At 60.2% G+C, this 25,324-nt stretch carries 15 protein-coding genes and 1 pseudogene; 5 read left to right on the plus strand and 11 right to left on the minus strand.

Annotation, left to right across the window (positions count from 1 at the left end):
• Positions 1-33 precede the first annotated feature (33 nt).
• From BM235_RS32900 to BM235_RS06830, 3 genes and pseudogenes are all read left to right on the plus strand, one after another.
• Positions 34-210: pseudogene (locus tag BM235_RS32900) on the plus strand (glycosyl hydrolase family 28-related protein); the annotation flags it as partial.
• Positions 211-1,212: 1,002 nt separating this feature from the next.
• The gene (locus BM235_RS32490) at positions 1,213-2,694 is read left to right on the plus strand and encodes a hypothetical protein (RefSeq protein WP_255374134.1); all 1,482 of its coding nucleotides are present in this window, start codon (positions 1,213-1,215) and stop codon (positions 2,692-2,694) included.
• Between the two features lie 200 nt (positions 2,695-2,894).
• A complete protein-coding gene (locus BM235_RS06830; protein WP_090110849.1) occupies positions 2,895-3,266 on the plus strand; it encodes a helix-turn-helix domain-containing protein in 372 nt (123 codons plus the stop codon).
• 703 nt (positions 3,267-3,969) lie between these two features.
• Here BM235_RS06830 and gltB read toward each other — a convergent pair.
• Entirely contained in the window at positions 3,970-8,574 is a 4,605-nt protein-coding gene (gene gltB / locus BM235_RS06835) for a glutamate synthase large subunit (RefSeq protein ID WP_090110851.1), read from the minus strand.
• A 355-nt stretch (positions 8,575-8,929) separates the two neighbouring features.
• Here gltB and BM235_RS06840 point away from each other — a divergent pair, with 355 nt between their 5' ends.
• Entirely contained in the window at positions 8,930-10,234 is a 1,305-nt protein-coding gene (locus BM235_RS06840) for a stalk domain-containing protein (RefSeq protein ID WP_090110853.1), read from the plus strand.
• A gap of 244 nt (positions 10,235-10,478) precedes the next feature.
• On the opposite strand, the gene BM235_RS06845 is transcribed toward BM235_RS06840, so the two are convergent.
• The 4 genes from BM235_RS06845 to kapB form a co-directional block, all read right to left on the minus strand.
• A complete protein-coding gene (locus BM235_RS06845) occupies positions 10,479-12,719 on the minus strand; it encodes an Ig-like domain-containing protein (protein ID WP_090110855.1) in 2,241 nt (746 codons plus the stop codon).
• Between the two features lie 195 nt (positions 12,720-12,914).
• The gene (locus tag BM235_RS06850) at positions 12,915-15,020 is read right to left on the minus strand and encodes a YhgE/Pip domain-containing protein (protein WP_158543881.1); all 2,106 of its coding nucleotides are present in this window, start codon (positions 15,018-15,020) and stop codon (positions 12,915-12,917) included.
• An 88-nt stretch (positions 15,021-15,108) separates the two neighbouring features.
• Entirely contained in the window at positions 15,109-15,705 is a 597-nt protein-coding gene (locus BM235_RS06855) for a TetR/AcrR family transcriptional regulator (RefSeq protein ID WP_090110859.1), read from the minus strand.
• A 116-nt stretch (positions 15,706-15,821) separates the two neighbouring features.
• A complete protein-coding gene (gene kapB / locus BM235_RS06860) occupies positions 15,822-16,205 on the minus strand; it encodes a sporulation phosphorelay system protein KapB (RefSeq protein WP_090110861.1) in 384 nt (127 codons plus the stop codon).
• 178 nt (positions 16,206-16,383) lie between these two features.
• On the opposite strand from kapB, the gene BM235_RS06865 reads away from it, so the two are divergent.
• Positions 16,384-17,523, plus strand: coding sequence for an MGDG synthase family glycosyltransferase (locus BM235_RS06865; RefSeq protein ID WP_090110863.1), 1,140 nt, complete (start codon positions 16,384-16,386; stop codon positions 17,521-17,523).
• A 65-nt stretch (positions 17,524-17,588) separates the two neighbouring features.
• Here BM235_RS06865 and BM235_RS06870 read toward each other — a convergent pair whose 3' ends face one another.
• The 6 genes from BM235_RS06870 to BM235_RS06895 all read right to left on the minus strand — a co-directional run bounded on the left by BM235_RS06870 (position 17,589) and on the right by BM235_RS06895 (position 25,319).
• Entirely contained in the window at positions 17,589-19,001 is a 1,413-nt protein-coding gene (locus tag BM235_RS06870; RefSeq protein WP_158543880.1) for an SH3 domain-containing C40 family peptidase, read from the minus strand.
• 372 nt (positions 19,002-19,373) lie between these two features.
• Positions 19,374-20,291, minus strand: coding sequence for a glycoside hydrolase family 43 protein (locus BM235_RS06875; protein ID WP_255374108.1), 918 nt, complete (start codon positions 20,289-20,291; stop codon positions 19,374-19,376).
• Between the two features lie 12 nt (positions 20,292-20,303).
• Positions 20,304-21,947 carry an MGH1-like glycoside hydrolase domain-containing protein gene (locus tag BM235_RS06880; protein WP_255374109.1) on the minus strand — a complete coding sequence of 548 codons (1,644 nt, stop codon included), beginning with the start codon at positions 21,945-21,947 and terminating at the stop codon, positions 20,304-20,306.
• A gap of 117 nt (positions 21,948-22,064) precedes the next feature.
• Positions 22,065-23,417 carry an ABC transporter substrate-binding protein gene (locus BM235_RS06885; RefSeq protein ID WP_090110867.1) on the minus strand — a complete coding sequence of 451 codons (1,353 nt, stop codon included), beginning with the start codon at positions 23,415-23,417 and terminating at the stop codon, positions 22,065-22,067.
• Positions 23,418-23,555: 138 nt separating this feature from the next.
• The gene (locus BM235_RS06890; protein WP_090110869.1) at positions 23,556-24,398 is read right to left on the minus strand and encodes a carbohydrate ABC transporter permease; all 843 of its coding nucleotides are present in this window, start codon (positions 24,396-24,398) and stop codon (positions 23,556-23,558) included.
• 6 nt (positions 24,399-24,404) lie between these two features.
• Complete coding sequence (locus BM235_RS06895; protein ID WP_090110871.1) at positions 24,405-25,319, minus strand: carbohydrate ABC transporter permease; 915 nt, start codon at positions 25,317-25,319, stop codon at positions 24,405-24,407.
• Between the last annotated feature and the right edge of the window lie 5 nt (positions 25,320-25,324).

A 25,324-nucleotide genomic window follows, 5' to 3' on the forward strand; every position in this document is an offset into this window, starting at 1 on the left:
GTCAATCTATCGTATCGGAAGGTGATGACCGCCATGGATAGCTACCTGAGCGTTAAGGATTACGGGGCCGTAGGCAATGGTATAACCGACGATACGCGAGCGATCGCGAATGCGATCGCCGCAGTCAATTCATCGAATACGGGGACAATGCCCAAAACGGCAGGCGTTTTTTTCCCTCCGGGGCGTTATCGATTAGGCACGGGAATCGAATTCCCCCAGAGTCTTACCGTGCTTTTCGCCGACCAGGCTATGTTATGGCCGGACGCCGGCGTGACCATCTCCATGTTTAGTCAGATTTCTGCCGGGCTTTATCCGATATTCGGCGGAGAGGGACAAGTAGCCGGTCCTATGAACGTATCGGAGATTTATCCGCAGTGGTATGGAGCGTCCGGCAGCAGGAAAAGCGTCATGGGATCGATCGGAAAAAACGCGAATCAATTAAAACTTCAAAACAAGCTCGACTTTAGAAACGGGCAATATGTATCGATCCCCGATGCGGCTCCCTGCCGTGCGGCGGCGCCATCTCAATTGCAAGCGGCTGTCAAAGGCCAAGCGGGAAAAACCGTATACCGTTATCGTGTCGTAGCGCTCGACGATACAGGCGGCATATCGGCATCCGCAACGATTACCGTCAACAACGGCCCCGCAGTCATTTCTCCCCAAAATGCCGTCGTGCTGACATGGTCGCCTGCCGCGAATGCGGCAGCCTATGCCGTATATGGAAGAACGGCCGATTCCGTCAAGCTATTGACCCGCGTTCTCAACCCGGCCTGGACGGATAGCGGTGCGGCCGTCCGCAGCGATGCGCCTTCGATTCCCGCGCTGTTGCCGTCATCGGGCTCGTTCGTTGCCCGTATTATCGGCGGCGGCGGTACGACCGATTTAACGTTGTCTGCAGCCTCGCCGACGGCCGTCAACAAATACGTCGAACATGACGATACCCTTCCGCTCAGGCGCGCATTCGCCACCGCAGGAACAACGGGAAATGTAAAGTTGCCGCCAGGCGTCTATCCGGTCTGGGATACGATCGTATGTCAAGCGGCTGCATTCGCGGGCGAAGGAGAGGCCACGCTTTTATTTAAGCCATATGCTCCGTATGATTTAAAGCCATGCCTTGAAATTTCTCAGACGAATACCGTCGTTACCGGTATTGGAATCGGGAGCGGACGAGAAGCGTATTCCCTTAACGCGCCCACGTGGGCGGACCCCGCTTTGTTTGCCGCGCAAAATTACGATATGTTCGTGACCGGCAGCTGCGGGATCCGGATTGTCGGATCGGCCAGGCCTTCGTTTAGAGGCACTCGTATCAGCTCGCTTAAAGCGGGCGTTTTGCTCGATAATGACGTCGGCCACGTCTATTTTTACGACTGTATGTTAAGCGGTCTCATTGGCGTATATTGTCGGCGTAATTCCGGAGATTATTATTTTGAAGGATGCGACATCACGGGCGCGTTTTGCGGCGTGCTGTTCGGAGTCAAATCCTATGCCAATCATAACGGAGGGTTCGGCGCCCAGCTCAATCGCGTTCATATGGGCTTTTCTCCTTATTCGATTTATCAAGCCATAGATGACGCGGACGTATATGGATCCGCAAGCACCGTAATCGGACTTAGTTGCATTTTCAATACGGTTCAACACGAGCAAATCGGAGAAGCGGCGATTAAATTACTGCCTAAATCAGAATCGAAAATGAGAGTGACCGGCGGATTCGGATTGAGCTGGAGTTTGCATACTTACTCAAGTCCGCGCCAAGGATGGCAGTTCGCGCTCCCCGACTCCCTGATGCCTGCGGACAAGCGCCAACAATACGCCGCTTGGTTCGGTATATTGCGAGACAGCGACATACCTCGCGGATCTGTCACCGGCAATCTTAGACTATCGTCTGCGCCCGGGGCCCTCGGTTCAACCAGAATCGAAAAGCTTGCTACGACCTCCGATCTGGACGGACTGACGCCGGATTATACGACCGTCGTAACAAAGGAACCCTATGTCGAAATCAATTTGAATGCCGGCACCCTTTATCGCGATCGAACGAATCGGGTTTTCAACCCTGTCGGGAGAGGCAACCTGCTGCAAAATCCGGAAAATCCGGCGTCTTATAAAGTAACCGGGGGGCGTTTGAGCGCTGCGAGCCCCGGAACGCTCGCTTCGCTTGGAGGCGCAGTAAGAGATGAATTGGGATCTTCTCCGGTCATTTTGCAATTCACGCCGTCATCGCAAGCAGCGTCTCCTTGTTTAATTCAGATCTTGCTTGCAAAGGCACCCTACGCTGCGCCCGCCGTGCCTTTGTCGTTAAGTTTATGGACCTATACGGACTCCCTAAGCGGTATAAACGTCAAGCTGAACGCAACGGACGCAGGTACGACGGTTAATCGAATTTTCTACAATCAAACCGTATATCCCAAAGGCGCTTGGTCCAAAATTACCGGCGTCGACGGGACGCCGATTAATGGCACCGTAGCTTTTCAGATGGTGTCCATCGAGCTCCCTCGCGACCGTCCGACCTTCTTGGCCGGACTGATGGTCTCCGAAGGCCCGGTTGCCTCCTACTCGCCGCGCTATCATATCGCCGCCGACGACGACATCGAACTGGTGCGTCCGGGCGACGGTTTGGTTCTGACTTCGCCCGGAGGCAAACGGTACCGGCTGACCGTCGACGATCAGGGCCAGATAAACCTTGCGCCGCTAACCTAAACGCGAGACAAACGGCTCGGCCCTTGCCCGTAATACGGACAAGGGCCTTCTTGCGGGCATATGTATATCAATTAGATACATAACGTATACTGACAATAATGACAGCTTAACATAAGTTAATGTGACGTTTTGTATCAACTAATGCAAATGTATCGCCAAACGTTTATCATAAAGTGACGGGATAAAAGGAGGGAATTCGTATGAATATCGGCAGCCGCATCGCCTATCTTCGTGATCAATCCGGCTGGACACAAGAAGAATTGTCCTCTTCCCTTGGCATTACTAGGGCCGCCCTCTCGCACTACGAGAAAAACAGGCGCGAACCTGATACGGAAATGCTGACCAAGCTGGCCGATCTCTTTCAAGTTTCGATCGACTATCTTGTGGGAAGAACGCACCAGCCCCAGATGACGTTAGATGCTGAAGTGCGCCAGTTCACCGATCAATTAGAGCTCTCCGACGCAGACCAGCTGCTGGAGAGCTTCGCGCTAACGATCGACGGCCGGCGGCTGTCCAAAGAAGAAGCCAAGCGCTTTATCGCTTTTATCAGAGCCGAGAGGTCGCTGGGCTGAACGCACGATTTGGCGCGTCATGTGCAAGATACCCCGATGCCGCTTGGGAGCGGACGGGGTATTTTTCTTTTTACACGGTTTTCTGTTGTTGTTCTTTCCGTTGTTCTTCCTTTTCGAACGCTTCCCATTTGCTGACGTCGATGCCAAGCTGGGTAAGAATGGTATGAATGCTAATCTCGACGGGGGTATTCCCGGACGATTCTAAGCGTGGATCCCTCTCCCTCTCCATCTCCGCACCAAAATCCCCTCTCTGGAAAATGAAACCTAATTCAACTAATCCTTATTATAAGGGACAAGGAATGCGGAGGGTGTCGAGTGATGTATGTCGCGGGATTTTTTTTATCGTTACGTCGATTCGAGGGCTTAAATACCTCGTCCGATCCTACCTGAGACATGCGCTCCGGCTCACGCGAGAACGACTCAAGGCTCTAAGGAAGCTTCTCTGACATATGGGCTAAAAGTCGGCGAACCCGCGAATCGCGCGGGATTGAAGGCGCAGGCCGTCCTATGAAGCCGTTTTCAAAAAGCGCATTCTTGCAATCGGCATTAACGTATTTCCGGTATAAAAAAAATACGGAACGGAGCGGAAAACAACCCGCTTCATTCCGTATTTTTATGTCTTAAAAGTCTGTTTTATTCTCGTTCTTCCCGCTTTTTCTGCAGTCGAACGATTGCGCCGATTGTCGTCATACCGCGAAAATCGTCAATTGCCGCCGACTCGCGACAAGTCGCGCATATTGGCTTCGAAGGCGGCCAGGAGGGCTTGCTCTCCGCTCAGACCCTGCGCCTTCACCTTCTCGATCTGCTCCATCATCCGCTTGTAGTCCTTCGGGATGACCTTGACGATCTTCGGCAGGACGGCTTCCCAATCGCTCAGGACGCGCTCGCCAAGCTCGCTGTCGGTATAACGGACATGGTTCTCGATCAGGCCGCGGACTTCGGCGATCTCGCGTTCATCCTCGAGCGACTCCAGGCTGACCATTTCGAAATTGCAGCGTTTGACGAAGTCTCCGTTCCAATCCACGACGTACGCGATGCCTCCGGACATGCCGGCGGCAAAGTTGCGTCCGGTACGTCCCAGGATGACGACGCGTCCGCCCGTCATGTATTCGCAGCCGTGGTCGCCGACGCCTTCGACGACGACGTTCGCGCCGCTGTTGCGGACCGCGAACCGCTCGCCCGCGACGCCGCGGATATACGCTTCGCCGCCTGTGGCGCCGTACAGCGCCGTGTTGCCGGCGATGATGTTGTCCTCGGCCTTAAAGGTCGCGGACTGCGAAGGGAACACGGCGAGCTTGCCGCCCGACAGGCCCTTGCCGATGTAGTCGTTGGCGTCGCCTTCGAGCGTCAGCGTCATGCCCTTCGGGATGAACGCGCCGAAGCTCTGTCCGGCCGTGCCGACGAAGTGGAACGCGATCGTGTCTTCAGGCAGGCCGGCCTTGCCGTGACGGCTCGTCACTTCGTGGCCGACGATCGTGCCGACGACGCGATTCGTGTTCTTGATCGGGAACGTGCCGCGCACGCGCTCGCCGCTCTCGATCGCGGGGAGCGCCGCCTGCAGCAGATGCTGCATGTCGAGCGACTCCTCGAGGCCATGGTTTTGGGACTTGCGGTTGTGGCGGAACGAGCCCTCGGGCAGCTCCGGCATGTACAGCAGGTCGGTCAGATCCACGCCGCTCGCCTTGAAGTGCGAGATCGCCTTCTTCGTATCGAGACGGTCCGTACGTCCGACCATCTCCTCGATGGTGCGGAAGCCCAGCTGCGCCATGATCTCGCGAAGCTCTTCGGCAAGGAAGCGCATGTAGTTGACGACATATTCGGGATCGCCCATGAACTTCTTGCGAAGCTCGGGATTCTGCGTCGCGACGCCGACCGGACAGGTGTCGAGCTGGCACACGCGCATCATGATGCAGCCCAGCACGACGAGCGGAGCGGTCGAGAAGCCGTACTCCTCGGCGCCCAGCAGCGCGGCGATCGCGATGTCGCGGCCGGTCATCATCTTGCCGTCCGTCTCTACGACGACGCGGTCGCGCAGATTGTTCAGAATCAGCGTCTGGTGCGTCTCGGCGAGGCCGAGCTCCCACGGCAAGCCCGCATGGCGGATCGAGCCGATCGGCGAAGCGCCGGTACCGCCGTCGTAGCCGCTGACGAGGATGACGTCCGCGCGCCCCTTGGCTACGCCGGCCGCGATCGTGCCTACGCCGACCTCGGAGACGAGCTTGACGTTGATGCGCGCCTTCGGGTTGGCGTTCTTCAGATCATGGATCAGCTCGGCCAGGTCCTCGATCGAATAGATATCGTGGTGCGGCGGCGGCGAGATGAGACCGACGCCCGGCGTCGTGCCGCGAACTTCGGCGACCCAAGGATAGACCTTGCGGCCCATCAACTGTCCGCCTTCGCCCGGCTTCGCGCCTTGCGCCATCTTGATCTGGATCTCGTCGGCGTTGGACAGGTAGTAGCTCGTGACGCCGAAGCGTCCCGAAGCGACCTGCTTGATCGCGCTGCGGCGAGAATCGCCGTTGGCGTCCGGAATGAAGCGCGCCGGATCTTCGCCGCCCTCGCCCGAGTTGGACTTGCCGCCGATGCGGTTCATCGCGATCGCGAGCGATTCGTGCGCTTCCTTAGAGATCGAGCCGAACGACATCGCGCCGGACTTGAACCGCTTGAAGATCGATTCGGCCGGCTCGACCTCTTCGATCGGCACCGGCTGCTGGTCGAACTTAAAGTCGAGCAGCGAGCGCAGCGTTCGGATCTCCTCGTATTCGCCCTGGACGAGCGAGGAGAACTTTTTGTACAGATTGTAGTCGTTGGACCGCGTCGCCATCTGCAGCGTGTGGATCGTCTTCGGGTTGAAGAGGTGATCCTCGCCGTCCTTGCGCCACTGGTAATCGCCGCCGGAGTCGAGCTCGTGCTCCGCGCCCTCTTGCGTCGCGAACGCGCGGGCATGGGCCTTCAGCGTATCGCTCGCGATCGTCTCGAGGCCGACGCCGCCGATCCGGGACGGGGTCCACGTGAAGTGGCTGTCGATCAAGTCGCCGCGCAGGCCGATCGCTTCGAAGATCTGCGCGCCGCGGTACGATTGGATCGTGGAGATGCCCATCTTGGACAGCACCTTCACGACGCCCTTATTTGCAGCCTTCAAATAGTTCTTGACGGCCTTCTCGTGCGAAATATTGCGCATCATGCCCTGACGGATTAGGTCGTCGAGCGTCTCGAACGCCAGGTACGGGTTCACCGCGCTGACGCCGTAGCCGATCAGCAGCGCGAAATGATGCACCTCGCGCGGCTCGCCGGATTCGAGCAAGATGCTGACCTTGGTCCGCGTGCCTTGACGGATCAGGTGGTGATGGACCGTCGATACGGCTAGCAGCGAAGGGATGGCCGCATTGTCCGCGTCGATGCCGCGGTCCGACAAGATCAAAATGTTGTGGCCGTGCTTCATGACGCGGTCGACCGCAGCGCACAGGTCGACGAGCGCCTGCTTCAGGCCCTCTTCTCCCTCGCCTGCCGGGAAATAGATCGGCAGCGTGATCGACTTGAAGCCCGGACGATGGACATGGCGCAGCTTGGCGAAGTCCTCGTTGGACAGGATCGGCGACACGAGACGAATATGGCGGCAGCTCTCCGGCTCCGGATTGAGCAGGTTGCGCTCCGGTCCGACCGTCGTGTAGGTGGACGTGACGATCTCTTCGCGGATCGCGTCGATCGGCGGGTTCGTCACCTGCGCGAACAGCTGCTTGAAGTAGTTGAACAACCGCTGCGGACGGTCGGACAGCACCGCGAGCGGCGCGTCGTAGCCCATCGAAGCGAGCGGCTCGACGCCTGCGGTCGCCATCGGCTCGATGATCTTGCGCACGTCCTCGAACGAGTAGCCGAACGCCTGCTGGCGCTGCTGTACCGTAGCGTGGTCGAGCTCAGGCAGCTCGAGCGCCTCGGGAAGCTCTTCGAGGTCGACGAGGTGCTCGTTCAGCCATTCGCGGTAAGGGTGCTCGGAGACGATCGCTTTTTTGAGTTCCTCGTCGGCGATGATCCGGCCTTCCTTGGTATCGACCATCAGCATGCGGCCCGGACGCAGACGGTCCTTGAGCACGATCTCTTCCTGCGGAATCTCGATGACGCCGGCTTCGGAAGCCATGATGATGATGTCGTCCTTCGTCACGCAGTAGCGCGCAGGGCGCAGACCGTTGCGGTCCAATACCGCGCCGATCTGAACGCCGTCGGTAAAGCCCATCGCGGCAGGACCGTCCCACGGCTCCATCAGCGTGCTGTGATATTCGTAGAAGGCGCGCTTGTCGTCGTCCATTTGCTCGTCGTTCTGCCAAGGCTCCGGTACCATCATCATCGCGCAGTGCGCGAGCGGACGGCCGGCCAGGTACATGAACTCGAACGTGTTGTCGAACTTGCCGGTGTCGGAGCCGTCATGGTTGATGACAGGCTTAACCTTCTCCAGATCGGTGCCGAACAGTTCGGATTCGAACAACGTCTGACGGGCATGCATCCAGTTCTCGTTGCCGCGGAGCGTATTGATCTCCCCGTTGTGGATCAGATAGTGGAACGGATGCGCGCGCTCCCAGCTAGGGAACGTATTCGTCGAAAAACGGGAGTGGACGAGCGCGATCGCAGATACCAGCGCCGGATCGTGGAGCTCCGTATAGAAATGCCCGACCTGCTCCGTGGTGAGCATGCCTTTGTAGATGATCTTCTTGGACGACAGGCTTGGCACGTAGAAGATCTCGCCGTCCGGAATGCCGGAATAGCGGATCGCCTTCTCGGCGCGCTTGCGGAGCACGTACAGCTTGCGCTCGTAGGCCAGATCGTCTCCGAGAACGGCCGGACGCCCGATGAATACTTGGCGCACGAACGGCTTGACGCGCTTCGCGGATATGCCCAGCGTGCTGTCGTCGGTCGGAACCGTACGCCATCCGATGACGGACAAGCCTTCTTCCGCCGCGATGCCTTCGAACAGCGCTTCATGCTCGGCGCGGCGCGAATCGTCCTGCGTCAGGAATACCATGCCGACCGCATACTGTCCGGGCACCGGCAGGGAAAATCCGAGCGAACCGGTCTCGCGCGCGAAGAAATCGTGCGGAATCTGCAGCAGAATGCCCGCTCCGTCGCCGGAGTTCGGCTCGGCGCCTTGGCCGCCGCGATGCTCCATGTTAATAAGAAGACTTAAGGCTTGCTCGACGATCTCATGCGACTTCCGGCCTTTGATATGGGCGACGAATCCCATCCCGCAAGCATCCCGCTCATATTGCGGATCGTACAGCCCCTGCTTCGGGGGCAATCCGTTCACGAATTGTGTCATGATGAAGCGCAACCTTTCTATAGAAAAAATGGGGTGTCGAGAGCCAACGGTTCGACGGCGTCCGGCCGGTTAAATAAAGTTCGGCGAACGGCAGGCGGGATGCGGCGCGGAATAATATGATCTGCTACAATATTATTGGCAGCGCATGAACGCCCGAATAATCGAAGGAAAACGGCGAGGTAACGGGAAATCGTTCGGGATTTGCTTCGAAAATTCGTGCAAAACTAATAAATATACCTTTTTATTGTTATGCTATTTTAACATTACAGCGTCGGCAAAGGCAATTTAATATTTTTATGAAGGCGATAATCAATGTTTGGCTGATCCCGCAGCCCGCCTTCGGGAGGAGAACGCAATGATGATTCAAGCAAGACGCCGCTCTGCGGCGCTGCTCGTCGCCCTCGCCGTAGGCGCTGTGCCGGTCGCAGCTCATGCCGCGGGCGAGCAGACCGCGCCGACCGCGGCCGCGCACGACGCATTCAAGATCGTGTCGCTCGGCGACTCGATCTCGCTGGGCTATGAGCCTGGCGTGACCCGCGCCGCCGACATCTACGGTTATGCGGACAGGTTATATGTCAACGCGCTGCTTCACGGACGCGCGGAGCTCGCCAACTACGGCGCGCTCGGCTTGCAGAGCGCCGGCCTGACCCGGCTGCTCGCCGGCGCCGCCGAGAGCCGCAAGCTGACGGCGGACGAACTGCAGGACTACTCCGCCTACGATCCCGCCGCCAAAGCCCAGGCGGATGCGGTAGCCGCCGGCGCCCCCGCGCTTCGGGACAGCCTGGCCGACGCGGACCTGGTGACGCTTACGATCGGCGGCAACGATTTTGCGGCGCTCGTTCGCGACCTGGTCGGCAAAACCGACGCCGATGCCACGGCTTCCTTCGAGAAGACGTTCGACGAGAAATTGAATAATTATGCAGAACAACTGCAAGCGAATCTCCGCACCCTTCACATTCTGGCGCCTCAGGCGCGCATTGAAGTCGCCGATCAATATTCGCCCGTGTCCAAGATCGTCGGCGACGCGATGTACGCCGAGCTGAACGCCACGATCGCCAAGCTGAGCGCCAAGCTCGACGAGCTCAAGAACTCGCTCGCGGCCGAAGGGGTCGCGGTCGACATCGTACATATCGGCGGCGCGTTCCAAGGCAAGGAAGCCCTGTACACGCACTTCAGCCCGGTTTTCGGCGTGACCGACATCCATCCGACCCAAGCCGGCTACGAAACGTTCGCTCGAGCGTTCGCAGCCCCGGTCTGGCCGGAATATACGGAGGTTGCCCCTTCGGATAAGGCGGCGAATCCCGCGCCGACCGTCTACATTAAAGGCAAGCTGCTCACGACGAAGAACAAGCCCCAGCTGAAGAGCAACACGACCTTCCTCGCCTTGAGCGACATTGCCGCGGCGACCGGCGCCGAGCTGCAGTGGGACAACAAGACCAAGACCGCCACGTTCAAGCAAAACGGCCGCGAGGTGAAGCTCGCGATCGGCGCGAAGACCATCGTCATCGGCGGCGTGAAGCAGGCGCTGAACGTGCCCGCCTACTTGCAGACGGTCGGCAAAGAAAGCAAAACGTACGTCCCGCTCGCCGCGATCACCCAAGGCCTCGACTATCAGGTCGTCTACCAGGCCAAGCTGCATACCGCATTCATTAATTCCTGATTTCAAAAAATTCCTTCCTAATTAAGGAGTCGCCCGCGAGCCATTCGCGGGCGATTTTTTCATGTCGATCATTCCTGCGGGTTCTCCGCTCGTGCAATCAAGCAATTACGAGCTCGTTGTTCACTTATACTTTATAGGTTGGCACGACCGCCGATCGACTATGCGCATATTGATTTTCGTATCGCAGATTAAAGGCCGCCTCCAGTCCAATCGGACCGGAGGCGGCCTTACAAAAGCCGATGCCTTATTTCACTTTAACGCGCACGTTAACCGTTTTGCCGCCGTAAGCGGCCTTCACGGTCACGCTGCCTTTACCGACCGCCGTCACGACGCCTCCGGTCACCTTGGCGACCTTGGTGGACGAAGCCGTCCAGGCGGAGAAAGCGGTCACGTCCAGCGTTCTTCCGTTTTCATAGATCGCCGTCACCTTGACCGCGTCCGTCGCGCCGACGGCCAGATCCAGCGACGGATCCGATACGGTGAGCTTGGTCAACTTCGCCTTTACGGTCACCGGTACGCTCAACGTCTTGCCTTGGTACTTTGCCGTCAGCTTGGTCGTGCCTTCGGCGAGCGACTTCGCGGAGCTGCCCTTGACCGTAGCGATCGTCTCGTCCTCGGACGTCCAGACCATGCGCGAGCTGAGGTTGATGAGCTTGCCGGACTTCGTCTTGCCGGTTACCTTGACGCTCTGCGTCTTGTTCAGCGTGAGAGACAGGGCCGAAGGCTCGATCGCGTAGCTCACGTATTCTTCCTCGACGGTAGCCGTCACCTTCACCGTCTTGTTCAGGTACGTGCCGGTCAGCGTCGTCTTGACCGCCAGCAGGCCTTTCAAGGAAGCGTCTTTGACGAGCACGCTCGTGGAGGCGGACTTCCAGGCGACGTCCGCGCTGATGTCGGCTTCGTCGCCGTCTTCATAGACCGCGGTTACCTTCGGCAGCGATACCGTCTGGCCGATAATCAGGCTGATGTTGTCTTGCTCAGGCAGCAGCGTGAGCACTTTTTTGCTCACCGTGACTTCGAGCGTGTCCGTAAAGGCGGATCCCGATGTCACCGTCGCGGTCAGCGTCGCCTTGCCCGCCTTCAGCGCGGTCCACTTGCCGTCCTCGTCGATGCTGAGGACCGTGCTGTCGGAGGAGGTCCACTTGGCCAGCTTGCTCACGTCGGCCTTCGTCTCGTCCAGCGCTTTGCCCGTTACCTGCGGCAGATCGCCTGTATCGTCCACGTACACTTCGAGCTTGTCCTTTGCGATCTCGATCTCGCTGACCGTCGGATAGACGGTGACGGACAGCTCCTTGACCGCGCTCTTGTACGTCAGCTTGATCGTCGCCGTGCCTTTGCCGCGCGGCGTGACGGTCGCCGTGGCGCCGCTGCCGCTGACGGAGATTACGTTCAGGTTCGTGGATTCCCATTGCGCGCCTACAAGGTCCGGATCGATGACCGAGCCGTTAACCGTCTTCGCCGTGATCTTCAGCTGCGCGCCTGACAGAGCCAGATGCTGCGCCGTGCTCGGCGTGAAGACGATGGCTTCGAACGGCGTGCGGACAGCCACGATAGCCGTGGCCGACACGCCAAGATAAGACGCGGTGATCGTCGCGGTACCCGCGGCGACCGGCGTGACCTTGCCGGCTTCGTCTACGGTCGCGATAGCTTCGTTGCTGCTTTTCCAAGTCGCCTTGGCCGTCACGTTTTCGTTCGCGCTGGCGGCGCTCAGCGTAGTCGCGACGAGCGCCTTGGCGGCTTCGCCGACCTGCATCTCGAACGGTCCTTTGACGCCGCTCGCGTCCGCGATCGACATCGACTTGTACGGCGAGGTCACCGTCAGCTCGATCGTATCCGTGCGGCCTTGATACTTCGCCGTGATCGTCGCCTTGCCGGCTGCGTTAAGGGTAAGCTTGCCTGCGCTGACGCTGACGACGGACGCATCCGAAGAGGTCCAGGTCGCCTTGTCGGCCAAATCGTCCAGCGTTCCGCCGTTGACGCCTTTGGCTTTGAGCGTGATGTTTTGGCCGAGCTGGACGTCCAGCTTGTCCGCCGCGTCGGCCGTAGAATCCCCGACGCGTAGCTTGAGTTCGGAGTAATGATACTTCGCGGTGAGCGTCACGCTCGCCGAGTAGCCTTGGTATTTGCCGGTGATGACGACGTTGTTCGCTTCGCCCGTCGCGGTCACGATGCCCTTGGAGACGGAGACCGCCGAATTGGACGATACCCATGTCGCGTCGTTCGTCACGTTGCTCGTTGAACTTCCGCTGGTCGTGCTATCCGTACTCGTGGCCCACAGGAGAAGGACCAGCGTGCCGTCGTCGACGTATATCGTTTTTTCGGTGTCGCTCAGCTCGTCCAGCTTGACGGACGTAATCGTCGTAGCGGCCTTAACGGCTCCCGTCGTGCCCAGCACTCCCGAAAACAATAGCGCGGCCAGAAGCGCCGCCGTCAGCCGTCCCAGTCTTCCGATCCGGCTTCGCGGCGGTCTTTGGGTCATCCTCATCTTGTGTTCGTGCCTCCTAATCTTGAATTCCCGGTATTGGCAAAAAGGACAGTCTTATCATCAATAACGGCTTGCAAGCGATGGAAATGAATAAAAACGCCAAAAATCGGGACATAAGTCTCAAAAAAAAGAGCGACACCCCCGCCGCCCATTCGGCTGGATGTCGCTCCCTTCCTCTATATTGCTTTACTCGGCTTAAGCCTGCAGCGCACCTAGCTCGGTCTGCGACGGCCGAATCTTGCGGCTGCGAAGCGCGAACAATCCGAGCGTCAGCGCGACGAACGCCGTCGCGAACGCCGCCAGATCGAGCAGCTGCTCCCCGATCAGCGAAGCCGAGCGGCCTGCGAGCGCGAGACGCAGCGCTTCGATCGCGTGCGTCATCGGCATCCATTCGCCGATCGTTTGCAGCCAGTGCGGCAGCAGTTCTTTCGGATACGTGCCCTCGCTTGCAGCCAATTGCAGCGTGAGCAGGACGACGGCGACGAAGCGCCCGACCGTGTCCGCCAGCGAGACGAGGAACTGCACGATGGTCATGTAGGTCAAGGCGATGACCGCGCTGATGCCGTAAAAGGCGGCGACGTCCGGCACCTTCAGCCCGATGCCGTAGATTAGCACCGTGCCGGCGAGCGCCACCTGCAGCAGCACGACCGGCGCGAACAGCAGCAGCTTGGACGCGTACCAGGTCCAGCCGTTTTTCACCTTGCCCGCGGCATCGCGGAGCGGCAGGATGACGGTCGACATGAGCACGCCGACATAGAGGCCAAGGGCCAGGAAGTACGGCGCCATGCCCGTGCCGTAGTTCGGCACGTCCGTCAGCTTGTGCTCGGAGACGGCGATCGGATCGGCGAACATCTCCGTCTGTCCGTCTCCGCTTTTCACGCTGCCGGCTTCCGAGGAAGCATCCTGCAGCTTGGCGCCCAGCTCGCTCGAGCCGTTCTCCAGCTTTTGCAAGCCATTCTGGAGCGACGCCGAGCCGTCCGCCAGCTGCGTTGCCCCGCTCTTCACCGTCCCCGCGCCGGAGCCGGCGCTCTCGATGCCGCTCGCGAGCGCGCCCGCGCCCGCGGCCAGCTTGCTTGCGCCGCCAGCCAGTCGCGCCGCGCCGGACTCCGCCTCGCCGAGCTTGGCTCCGAACTGCCCCAGCCCCTGGCTGAGCGATGACGTGCCCGCATGGAGCTCGGCCGCTCCGCTAGCCAGCTGCTTTTGCCCGGCGGCTAGCCGCTCGGCGCCAGCCGCGGCAGACGCAGCGCCCTGCTGCGTCTGCGTCGCGCCGTCCGCAACGCGCTGCGAGGCGGCGACCAGCTGCTGCAGCGCCTCGTCGTCAGGATGCGCCGCCGCGTACTGCTTCAACCCGGCGGCGAGCTGTCCCGCGCCGTCGGCGACTTGGGCGGCGCCCTTCTCCGCTTGTCCGGCGCCTGCCGCCAGCTTGGCGGAGTTGTCGGCGAGCTTGCCGGCGCCCGCGGCCAGTTTGCCGGCGGCCGAATCCGCCTGCGAAGCGCCCGTCGCCAGCTTGCCTTGCGCCGCGGCCAGCTGCTTGAGGCCGCCGTCCAGCTCCGCGGAGCCGCTCGCCAGCGTACCCGCGCCGCTCTTCAGGCTCGCAGCGCCGCCGGCCAGCTTGCCGACCCCTTGCTGCAGCTTGATCGTGCCGTCCGCCAGCTTCGCCAGATTATCGTGCAGCGTCTTCGCGCCGCCCGCCGCGTCTTTGGCGCCGTCCGCGAGCTTCTGCGCGCCTTCGGCGGCATCGCCGAATCCGCTCGCCGCCCGGCCTACGGACTCGAGCGTCGCCTTGGCATAAGCCTTCGTCACCTCGCGGCCGACGTCGGTCTTCAGCTTTTCCGCCGCGGATTCGCCGATCCGGCTCGTCAGGTAGTTCCAGCCGTCGTCGACGTAATACTGAACATCGGCCTGCTGCGGGGCTGCGTCCTGCAGCGTCGCGGTTTTCGCCGAAAAATCCTCCGGCACGACGAAAGCCAGCGAGTAGCGATGATCGGCGAGTCCGTCCATCGCGTCCTTTTCGTCCGTGAACACCCATTTGAACTCCCCGTTTTTCTTCAGCTCCTCGACCAGATCTCCGCCAACCGTCAGCTTTTCCCCATTAAGCGAAGCGCCCTTGTCCTCGTTGACGACCGCGACCGGCATGGCGTCCAGCTTGCCGTACGGGTCCCAGAACGCGCCGATCAGCATGCCGCTGTACATAAGCGGAATCAGCGCAAGGCCCAAAATCGAGATCATGGCCATCTTGCTGCCCGTCAACCTTTTGAATTCGCCCGCAATGACGCCTCCGGCCGTTTTCGTTTTTTTCACGTTCATCTCTCCCGCATCTCTTAATTAGAACAATATACAAAATGACTATTTTCCTCATTCGGTCACTTTTAACCAAAAAAAGAAGCGATCAATCGACCGCCAATCCTTCCAGGCAGTAAAAACGAAAGTTCGCGAGCACCTGATCGGCGTCCAACGGCTCGTGCAGGTGGTCGCCCTCCGCGGTCAACGCAAGATACATCTTCAGCATCATGTACGCCGTCAGCACAGGATCGGACCGCCGAACCTCCCCTTTGGCGATCGCGACGCTCACATGACCGGCGATATAGTCGATGATCGAACGCTCGACGGCCGCCAGACCGCCGTTCGCCATCGGGGTGCCGAATTCCTTGACCTCCTGGGAGAGCTTGACGACCAGTCCGTGCCGATCGCGATAAGCCAATACCTGCTGGAGAATGCGAAGCAAATTGTCCGCAAAAGGCAGCGCGGGATCGAGCGTCCGCTCGGCGACCGACTTGAGCTCGGCGATCAGATCCTTCACGATCTGCTCGAACAGTTCCTCTTTGTTGGCGAAAAAGGTGTAAATCGTCCCCTTTCCCACGCCGGCCGCCTTCGCGACTTGGTCCATCGTCGTCGCCTTATAGCCGAATGCGGCAAAGGAGCGCGATGCCGCTTCGAGCACCTGTTTGCGCCGGTCCGTCGGTTTGCGCTCGGTCGTCGTATCCACGGCGCCCCCTCCTCCAAAAAAAGTGACCAATTTAACAATCCGGTCAATTCGTTCTAAGCAGAAGGATAACACATTCGCCGCCGCGATTCAATCCCTCTTCCAAGCGCGATCTTGGCTCACGATTCGGAGTGCAGGCCATAATCCTTCCCGAGCGTATCCAGGCACTGCAGGCACTGCTCCGACCAGCGCCGCATCCGGTCGATCCTGCGAATCTCGGCCTCCCAGGCGGCCGCGAGCGATTCCCGATAAGCCGGCACCTCTCCGGCATAAGGGACGGCGTCCCGCAGCATGACCCATACTTTCTCCCGCTCCGCGGAAGCTCTCCGCTCGTGAAACAGCGCCGCGTCCGGATCGTAGGCGCTGTGCAGGTCCCCTTGCTGCGGATGCCGGAGCACCGCCATGATTTCTACCAGCACCCGCCGCTCGTCCGCGCTCGCAACCTTTCCTATATATTGTCCCGTCTTGTGCTCCGCCTTCACGATTTGTCCGACGTCCAGCATCTCGTTTTGCCTCCCGTATCGTATTGCCACCATTGTACAGGACCCCGTCCCGGATTGCATGCCGCGCTGGCGGAATCTGTCTGGAACGCTTAAATCTTGTAAACGTTATCCGACGGACTTGTACGAGAGCTTCCATTTCGCGTAATATGGTAGTAGGTAAAGTGGGGGATCTCTTCCGATGCGCAAAAAACGAATTCTACTGCTCTCCGAAGGCTTCGGCACCGGACATACGCAGGCGGCTTACGCCCTTTCCGTTGGGCTCAGGCAATTGTCGCCCCGCGTGCAGACGAGGGTCATCGAGCTGGGGACGTTCCTGAACCCCGTCATCGGACCGCTCATCCTGTCCGCCTACCGCAAGACCGTCAGCAAGCAGCCCAAGCTGGTCGGCAAGCTGTATCGCGGCCACTATCACAAATCGCTGAACAGACTGACCCGCTTCGCATTGCACCGCCTGTTTTACAATCATGTCTCGGACGTCGTACGGCAGTTGAAGCCCGATATGATCGTATGCACGCATCCTTTTCCGAACGCGGTCGTCAGCCGGCTCAAGCGCCTGGGGCTCGACGTGCCGCTCTATACATTGATCACGGACTACGACGCGCACGCCACCTGGACCAATCCCGAGGTGACCGCCTACCTCGTCAGCTCTCCGACCGTGCGCAGCCGGCTTATCACGCAGGGCGTGGCGCCTGCGCAGGTGGTGGTCACCGGCATCCCGGTGCATCCGAACTTCTGGCATCCGCACGACCGGGCGGAGATTCTGTCCCAGTTCAAGCTCTCGGACATGCCGACGGTGCTGGTGATGGGCGGCGGCTGGGGACTGATGGCGGAGGAGCAGCAGGTCGAATACATGACCTCGTTCGCCGATCGGGTACAATTGATCATCTGCATGGGCAGCAACGACAAGGCCAGGGAAAAGCTGCTCGCGGACGCCAGGTTCCAGCATCCGAACATTAAGGTGCTCGGCTTCACGAAGGAAATATCCAAGTTGATGGACGTATCCGACCTGCTCGTCACGAAGCCCGGCGGCATGACCTGCACCGAGGGGATGTCGAAGGGCATCCCGATGCTGTTCTACGAACCGATCCCGGGCCAGGAGGAAGAAAACCTCGAGTACTTCGTGACCCACGGCTTCGGCGAGCCGCTCACGTCGACGGATACGATCGACCGCTGGTTCCGCTTGATTCAGGAGCCCTACGCTTCCGACCAGCACAGAGGCAACCTGCTTGCGCTCCGCAACGCGGAGTACAACCCGGCCAAGTGCTCGGAGGCGGTCCTGTCCCTGCTGCTGGAGGATGTCGCGCCCGCGGCCGAATGACGATTGGAAATGCATAAAAACGGCCTGACGTCCGCTCGACGTTAGGCCGTTTTTTTTATTGAAGGTTATAGCGCGCTGCCGCCGAACAGGAAGCGGTATTCCCAGTGCTTGCCTTCGATGCTGTCGATGCGCACGCCGCCCGATGCGACGGAGTATGTCTGCAGCACCTGGCCGTTCCCGAGATAAATGCCCGTATGGGTGACCGTCTCGCCGAACGGCTGCTTGCCCTCGTAGAGCGAAGCCTTGGAGCCTTTGTAGCTCATGAAAAACATGATGTCCCCGCGTTTGAGCTTGTGCCAGTCGGTCGTGACCCCGTTCGCGTTTTCCTTCACGTAAGCCGCCTGCTTGCGCGAGTCCGCCGGCAAAACGAGACCGAGCGCGTCCTTGAACGCTTGCCGGACGAAGTCCGAGCAATCGAACGTGTCGGTGTTGCCCCGGTCGGAACCGTACTCGTAAGGCGTGCCAAGGTACCTCAGCCCGGCTGCGATCACCGCTTCGACCTTCGCCGAATCGGAAGGCGTTGGCGTTGGCGTCGGTGTTGGCGTCGGCGTTGGTGTTGGTGTTGGCGTTGGTGTTGGTGTTGGTGTTGGCGTTGGCGTTGGTGTTGGCGTCGGCGTTGGCGTCAGTGTCGGCGTTGGTGTCAGTGTCGGCGTTGTCGTCGCGCCGTTCAGGCTGATATACGCGTCGGAGGCGCTTACGTACCCGGACACGCCCGCCGCATCCTGAACCGCATACCAGTAGCCGTTAGGCTGGCCGGTCACGACGACGATTTCGCCGGCTTTCAGGAAGCGGATCTTGTCCCCCGAAGTAGACGGCTGGGTTCGAAAGTTGACCGCCGCCAGGATCGTTGCCGTTTGCGCCGGCGCTTTCGTCGGCGCGGGCGTGGGCGAAGCCGCCGGCTTTGGCGTCGGTGTTGGCGTCGGCGTCGGCGTTGGCGACGGTGTCGGTGTTGGCGTCGGCGTTGGCGTTGGCGTCGCGCCGTTCAATCTTATGTATTCCGAGGAGGTGCTCACATAGCCATTCGTGCCCGCATTGTCTCGTACGGCGAACCAATAGCCGTTGGGTTGGTCCGTGACGACGACCGTCTCGCCTGCTTTCAGATAGCGGATTTTGTCTCCGGAGGTCGAGGGCTGCGTCCGGAAAGTGACCGTTGCCAGGATCGTTGCGGTTTGCTCGGTGTCGGCCGGCGCGTTCGTCGTTTTGACGTATTTCGCGTCCGAGGATACGTATCCGTTCGCGCCGCTGCCATCCCGCACTTGAAGCCAATAGCCGTTGACCACTTGCACCAGCGTCACGGACTCCCCGGTTTTCAAGTACCGGATCAGATCCCCGCTCGTGCTCGGCGCTTCGCGCAGGCTGACCGTCGATACGATCTCCACCTTCGTTGCCTGCGGCGAAGCGCCCAGCGCCATCTCCGGTACGGCCGCCGTCAGCATCGTTGCCAAAATCAATCCAGCCGCCCAACGCTTCCTGCTCATGCCAATGCCTCCCATGTTGATTTTTGGGGAAATGTGTCGATTTTCCCTGGCTTCATTATAAGAGGCGGCGCATTCCGCTCCATCATGCGGAATGCTTAGGCGAGCGCCGGCGGGTAGGAAAACAGTTCCATGGGTTTATAGGAAAAAAGTAGGGGACCCCTTGTCTCCCAAGCCTAGCTAAAATTCATTTCATTAATTTACCAGGTTTAAAAATTCGTCATCTGGGTATGCGCGATGCCATTGCGTTTTGTCGCTGCCGGACGCTTCCCGCCAGGGCGCCTATCCAGCGAACGCTGACCTCCAACGACGGCAAAGCCTCAAGAACACAAAAAGACGCTTCCGCACCCTGCGAAAGCGTCTCCTGCCGCGCGATCAGTCCCGCTCGTCCAGCGGCTCGCCGACCGATATCGCGCCGTTTTCTTCTTTCATCTCCAGAAACAGCGGCCGTTCCTCCGGCGACCGATTCGGCGCGTGGATCGCCAGCGCCCGGCGGCCGTCAAACTGGCGGAACACCATTCCGTGCCCGCCGTCGTCGCGGTAGAGCGCCTCCGGCTGATGCGTCCACGGGCCCAGGACACCGCCGGTTTCCGACTTGGCGACGCCGAGCGCATACCTGTTGTCGATGAAGCTGGCCCAGAGCATGTACAGTTCGCCGTCATCCCCGCGGAACAAATACGGCCCGTCGGTCACGTAGTTGACCGTGTCCGGGTAGCGCGGCGACACGAACGGCGTCGTCCAAGGCGCTTCCGAAGCGCTGAACAGCGTGGCCGGCTCTCCCTCGGCGCGGGACAGATCAGGCGCAAGCCGAACCGCGCACACTTCCCCGTCCCCGATCTGCTGCCACTCGCGGCAGAATACCATCCACGGATCGCCGGCTTCATCCACGAACAGGCTGCCGTCGAGCGAGCTCCAGGCTTCCGGCGTGACAGGACCTTCGCTTAGCGGCTCGAACGGTCCCAATGGGCGATCCGAGGCGAGTACCGCCGTGCCGAGCCTCGCGTTGTCTTTGCGCCGGAACGTGGCGAACATATAAAAGCGTCCCCCGTACGCGTATACCTCCGGCGCCCAGAAGTTCGCGTCGGAGAAAAAGTCCGCCGGCGGGCGAAATACCGGATGCGGTCCTTCCCAGTTCGACAGATCGTCGCTCTCATAGGCGTCGAAGCCCGTTCCCGGCCCCCAGATATTTTTGTCCGTGCTGCCGAACAAATAATACTTGCCCGCTTCCTCCAAGGGCAGCACGAACGGGTCGCGGATCTGAATGTCTTTGCATTTCAAAGCGGATTTCAGCACGACCGCACCTCCTTATTCGTAAGTCGGATAGACGAGCCCGATATCAAGCACGCTCTCGAAGCTTCCGTCCGCATAGGCGAGCAGTTCGTTGCCCTTGACGCTGAAGGGCACGGTTCGACCGTCCCACGCCAGCTCGCCCGTAACGGCGCGCGCGCTCATGCCGAGCAGCCCCGTCAGCCGGCCCGCGCGGTCCGTGATCGCGCGGACGCCGGAAGGGAATGTCATCCACGGACGTTCGTCGCGATATACCTGCGAGGTCTCGCGAGTATTGACCAATTCGTAGACGACGCCGTCCACCGTTCTGCCGTAGGCCGTCTCCCCCGTCGCATCTTCCCCGTGATCTCTGGCGTCGGGCAGCAGTCCCGTGAACCAGAGCTCGCCCTCGGGCGTCGGCAGGATGCCGCACAGCCTCTCCACATAATCGAGCAGGCACAGGATCGAAGGCGAATAGGCTTCGGTGAAGCCCGCCTCCCCCGTCCAGGGACTCACCGTCTGCGCGAAGCGCGGCGCCCGGGCGAACGAAGCCAGAATCGGCTGTATCGCCCAAGTCAGCTCGACATGACGGCCGTGCTGCTCGAACGCGTGCGGCGCACGGATCAGGCTGAGGTAGTTGGACGGCCCGGCCCAGCTGTTGTAGTTGGAAAAAGGATCGAACCGCGGGTCGTCCATCGCGATCGAGGTGAACGGGTATTTGGCGAAAAACTTCCTCGTGTTCAGCAGATATCGCTCGAGCATCTCGTCGAAGAAAGCCCTGTCGCCGACTTCGCATGCCATGACGCGGAGCAGGATGTCGGACTGTATCCGCACCAATCGCCCGTGCCGGTCGCGGTCGTAGAAGAAATGGTCCTTTTCGTCGAAGCACTCCCTGAACAAGCTCTGCAAGCTCGCGCCTGCCTTCTCCCGCCATTCGTCGCCCGACTCGCCCAGCTCCTCGGCGATCCGTGCCAAATACCGGCGCTGGCAATAGACGTTGGCCGTCAAGTCCGGCGCGAGAAACGGCAGCACCGGCGAATCCGGATCCCATCGGGAGGCGTCCCCCTGGTAAGGCGCATCCGGCGCGTGCCAAAAACGCGGCGACAGGTCGTGCCCCGTATCGAAGGCGCTGAACGCCTCCACGCAGCCGGTGCCGCGCGTGTTGCGGTTCGCGGCGAGCCAGCCGTCATAGCGGACCATGGCGTCGTACATTTCGCGCAAGAATGCAGGATCCCCGCCGTTGAGCGAATAGTGGTTCCAAACGCTGCGCGCGAGCGGCGTGACGAGCTGGATCTGCCTGAAGGACGGACCGCGCTCTGTCACCTTATACGGGAATAAGCCGTCCCCGCGCTGATGCTTCGCGAACGACCGGTACGTCGCCTCCGACACTTCCGGCAGGAAGCGGGAGAGCAGCTCCGCGTTGATCGTCCCCGTGCTCTCCAGCCAGCAGCCGAAGTAGATGCCCCCCTCCTGCAGGATCGGATCGCCGCCGCCCGTCGGTTTGATGCATTCCATAAGCTGGCGCATCGCCCGGTAATAGACGCCTTCGAGCCGGCCTTCCGACGCCGCGAACCTGACGCCCGAGCGCCGCAGCGCCTCGGGAATAAGGCGCTCCTGCCCGTCGCCGTCCGCCTGGCGCAGCCCCCTTAACTTGTCGAGCAATCGCTCCGCTTGCAAGACCATCCTGCCATCGCCCCGCCTTCATCAAATTGGAATCCCCCGCGACCGCGGGGCCGGCGACAACGGCCGGTCCCGCAGCGGCGGGGGATTATTCGCGCATCATGGCCTGTTATTTCGCAATCAAGAATTGCTGTTGCTGTTGAAAATCTTGACCGTACCGCTATAGAATTCCGAGACCGCCTTCTCCACGCTTTCTTTGCCGAAGCCGATCTTCTGAACCGTGTTGTCCGACAGCTTGATGAACTCCGCGTTGCCGGGCGGATTGTAGCTGATCGCGAACGGCTCCTTCTTGTTCGCCTCGGAGACTCGGCTCGTGAAGTCGTACACGATCTTGTCGGCCGCGGTCGCTTCCGCTTCCAGGGCCGCGCGGCTCGAAGCCGTTACCGGCACGCCGCGGTTGCTGCCGAGAATTTTCGCCGCCTCGGGATCGTTGATCCAGAAGTTCATGAACTTGGCGACTTCCGCCGGATGCTCCGTCTTGCCGTAACCCGAGATGCCCTGGCTCGATTCGAAGACGACGCCAGTTCCCTTCGGACCGCGAGGCACCTGCACCATCGTCAGTTCGTCTTTCGTCGTGCTTTGGAACGAAGCCAGCATGTTGGACGGGAGCAGCGTCATCGCGACCTTGCCGGTGATGATGAGCGACTTGCTCGCGTCGGTCGGCGGATTGGATACCTGCAGGTCCGGCGTCACGACGCCTCCGGCCTTGGACGTCTTGTCCCAATACTGGAACCACGGCAGCAAGTCCGCTTCCTCGAAACCTAACTTGTTGTTCGCCATATCGTACAGCTGCTTGCCGTTTTGCTTCAGGTAAATGTCCAGGCTGTCGGTCGTGAAGTTGTAGGTGCCGTAGTAGCCCTTGCCCAGCTTGTCGGAAATTTCCTTGCTGATGCGGGCGTAGTCGTCCCAGTTCCAGCCGTCCTGCGGCAACTCGACGCCGGCCTTCTCGAACATCGTCTTGTTGATGACGATGCCGCGGGCGTTCGCGCCTGCCGAAATGTGCACCAGCTTGCCGCCGAGCGTGCCGTACTGCACCATCGTCGTATCCATATCGGACAGGTTCAGTTCCTTGTCCTTGTAAGGTCCCAGATCGAGGAGCACGCCCTTGTTGGCGTAGTCGACCACGTTGCCTCCGAGGAAGAAGATGTCGGGCGCGGTGCCGGAGGCGAGCTGCGTGTTCAGCTTGTCGAAGTAGCCGTCCTGCGGCCCGAATTCGCCGGTGATCGCGATGCCCGGATTTTTCTGCTCGAACAGCTCGATCGCCTTGTTCGTCAGGTCGGCGCGCTTCTGGTCGCCCCACCACATCATGCGGAGCTCGACCTGCTTTTGCTCTCCGCTGGCGCCGCCCGAATCGCTCGAGCCTGCCGGCGAGCTCGATCCTGCCGCGTTATTTCCTGCGCCGCCGGAATTGCCGCAAGCGCTGAGCGCGACCGCCATGGCGGTTACTGCGATCGGAAGCCATCTTTTTTTCATCGTGAGCTCTCCCCTAATCGTATTGAGATGAGAAGCGTTTACAATGCTCATCCTACTTGGATTCGCCGGCCGCTTGAATGTCATTCCTTCGGCTGTTCGCTATCAATTTTTTCAGGCGGCCCCGATCCCGAGCCTCGTTCACTTCAGGCCCGTCGTCGCGATGCCGTCCAGGAAGTAGCGCTGGAAGACGAGGAAAATCAGCGTGATCGGCAGAAGCGAGAGGACAGAGATCGCCATGAGCGCCCCCCAATCCGAGGTGCCCGACGGGTCGAACAGCGCCCGGATGCCGAGCTGCACCGTAAACAGCTTGATGTCGCTGATATAGATCATTTGGCTGAAAAAGTCGTCCCACGTCCAGATGAAGGTAAAGATCGCGGTCGTGATGAGCGCGGGCAACAGCAGCGGCATGATGATGCGGAAGTACAGCTTTTGCTGGCTGCAGCCGTCGATCGTCGCGCTCTCGTCCAGCTCCTTCGGGATGCCGCGGATGAATTGGACCATGAGCAGGATAAAAAACGAATCGTGCGCCAGCCACTTCGGCAGGAAGAGCGGCAGGTACGTATTGATCCAGTGCAGCTCGCTGAAGATGATGTATTGCGGGACGAGCGTCACGTGGTACGGCAGCATGATCGTCACCAGCATCATGGCGAACCAGATCTTTTTGAACCGGAACTCGAGCCGTGCGAACGCGTAGGCAGCGAACGAACATGTAACGATGTTGCCGAGCACGGCCAAGATGGAGACCAGAGCCGAGTTGCCGAAGAAACGGGCGAACGTGATGCCCTGGAAGCCTCTCCATCCGTTGCGGTAATTATCCAGCGTCCACGTGCTCGGCCAGAGGCCGGTATCCGTGAAGATATCCTGGTTCGGCTTGAACGAGCTCGCAAGCAGCCACAGCACCGGGTAGAGCATCGCCAGGCCGATCGCGACGATAAGCAGATGCCGCAGTCCGCTGCCGGAATAGCGTCTAAACGTCAGCATACCCGATTACCTCCCTTCCTTGCCGTCGCCGTAGAACACCCAGAACCGGGACGTGGCGAAGATGATCCCCGTGAAGACGGCGATGATGACGAGCATGATCCAGGCCAGCGCGCTGGCATAGCCCATGTCGAAGTAAGAGAAGCCCTTCAGGTACAGGTACAACGTGTAGAACATCGACGCGTCGAGGGGTCCTCCGTGTCCGTCCCCGATGACGTAGGCCGGCGTGAACGCTTGGAAGGAGTTGATGATGCTCATGATCAGGTTGAAGAAAATGACGGGCGTCAGCATCGGCAGCGAGATCTTGAAAAACTGGCGGACCTTGCCCGCGCCGTCCACCTGGGAGGCTTCGTACAGGTCGGCCGGAATCTGCTTGAGCCCCGCCAGGAAGATGACCATCGCGGAGCCGAACTGCCAGATCGACAGCGTCACGATCGGGTAGATCAGGTAGTCGGGGTGGGCGATCCAAGCGGGCCCGTGGATACCGAACCAGCCGAGGAAGCCGTTGATCAGGCCGTCGGTGTCGAAGATCTGGCGCCAGACGATCGAGATGGCGACGCTGCCTCCGAGCAGGGACGGGATGTAGTAGACGGTGCGGTAAATGCCGAGCGCCTTGATCCCTTTGTTCAGCGCCATAGCCACGAGCAGCGCGAAAATGAGCCGCAGCGGGACAGACAGGATGACGTATTTGAACGTCAGCTTCAGCGATCCCGTGAAGGTCGAGTCGTCGGTAAAAATGGTTTTGAAATTGGCGAAGCCGATCCACTCGGGCGCGCTGAGCAGATTATACTTCGTCAGCGACAAATACAGCGAGCCGAGCATCGGCCCGAGCGTCAGGCAAAAAAGACCGATCAGCCAGGGCAGCAAAAACAAATAAGCCGTACGGTTGTGGGGATAAATCCGTTGCCGGCGCGCAGTCCGCATATCGC

This window comes from Cohnella sp. OV330 (genome assembly GCF_900112065.1).
GTDB lineage: Bacteria > Bacillota > Bacilli > Paenibacillales > Paenibacillaceae > Cohnella.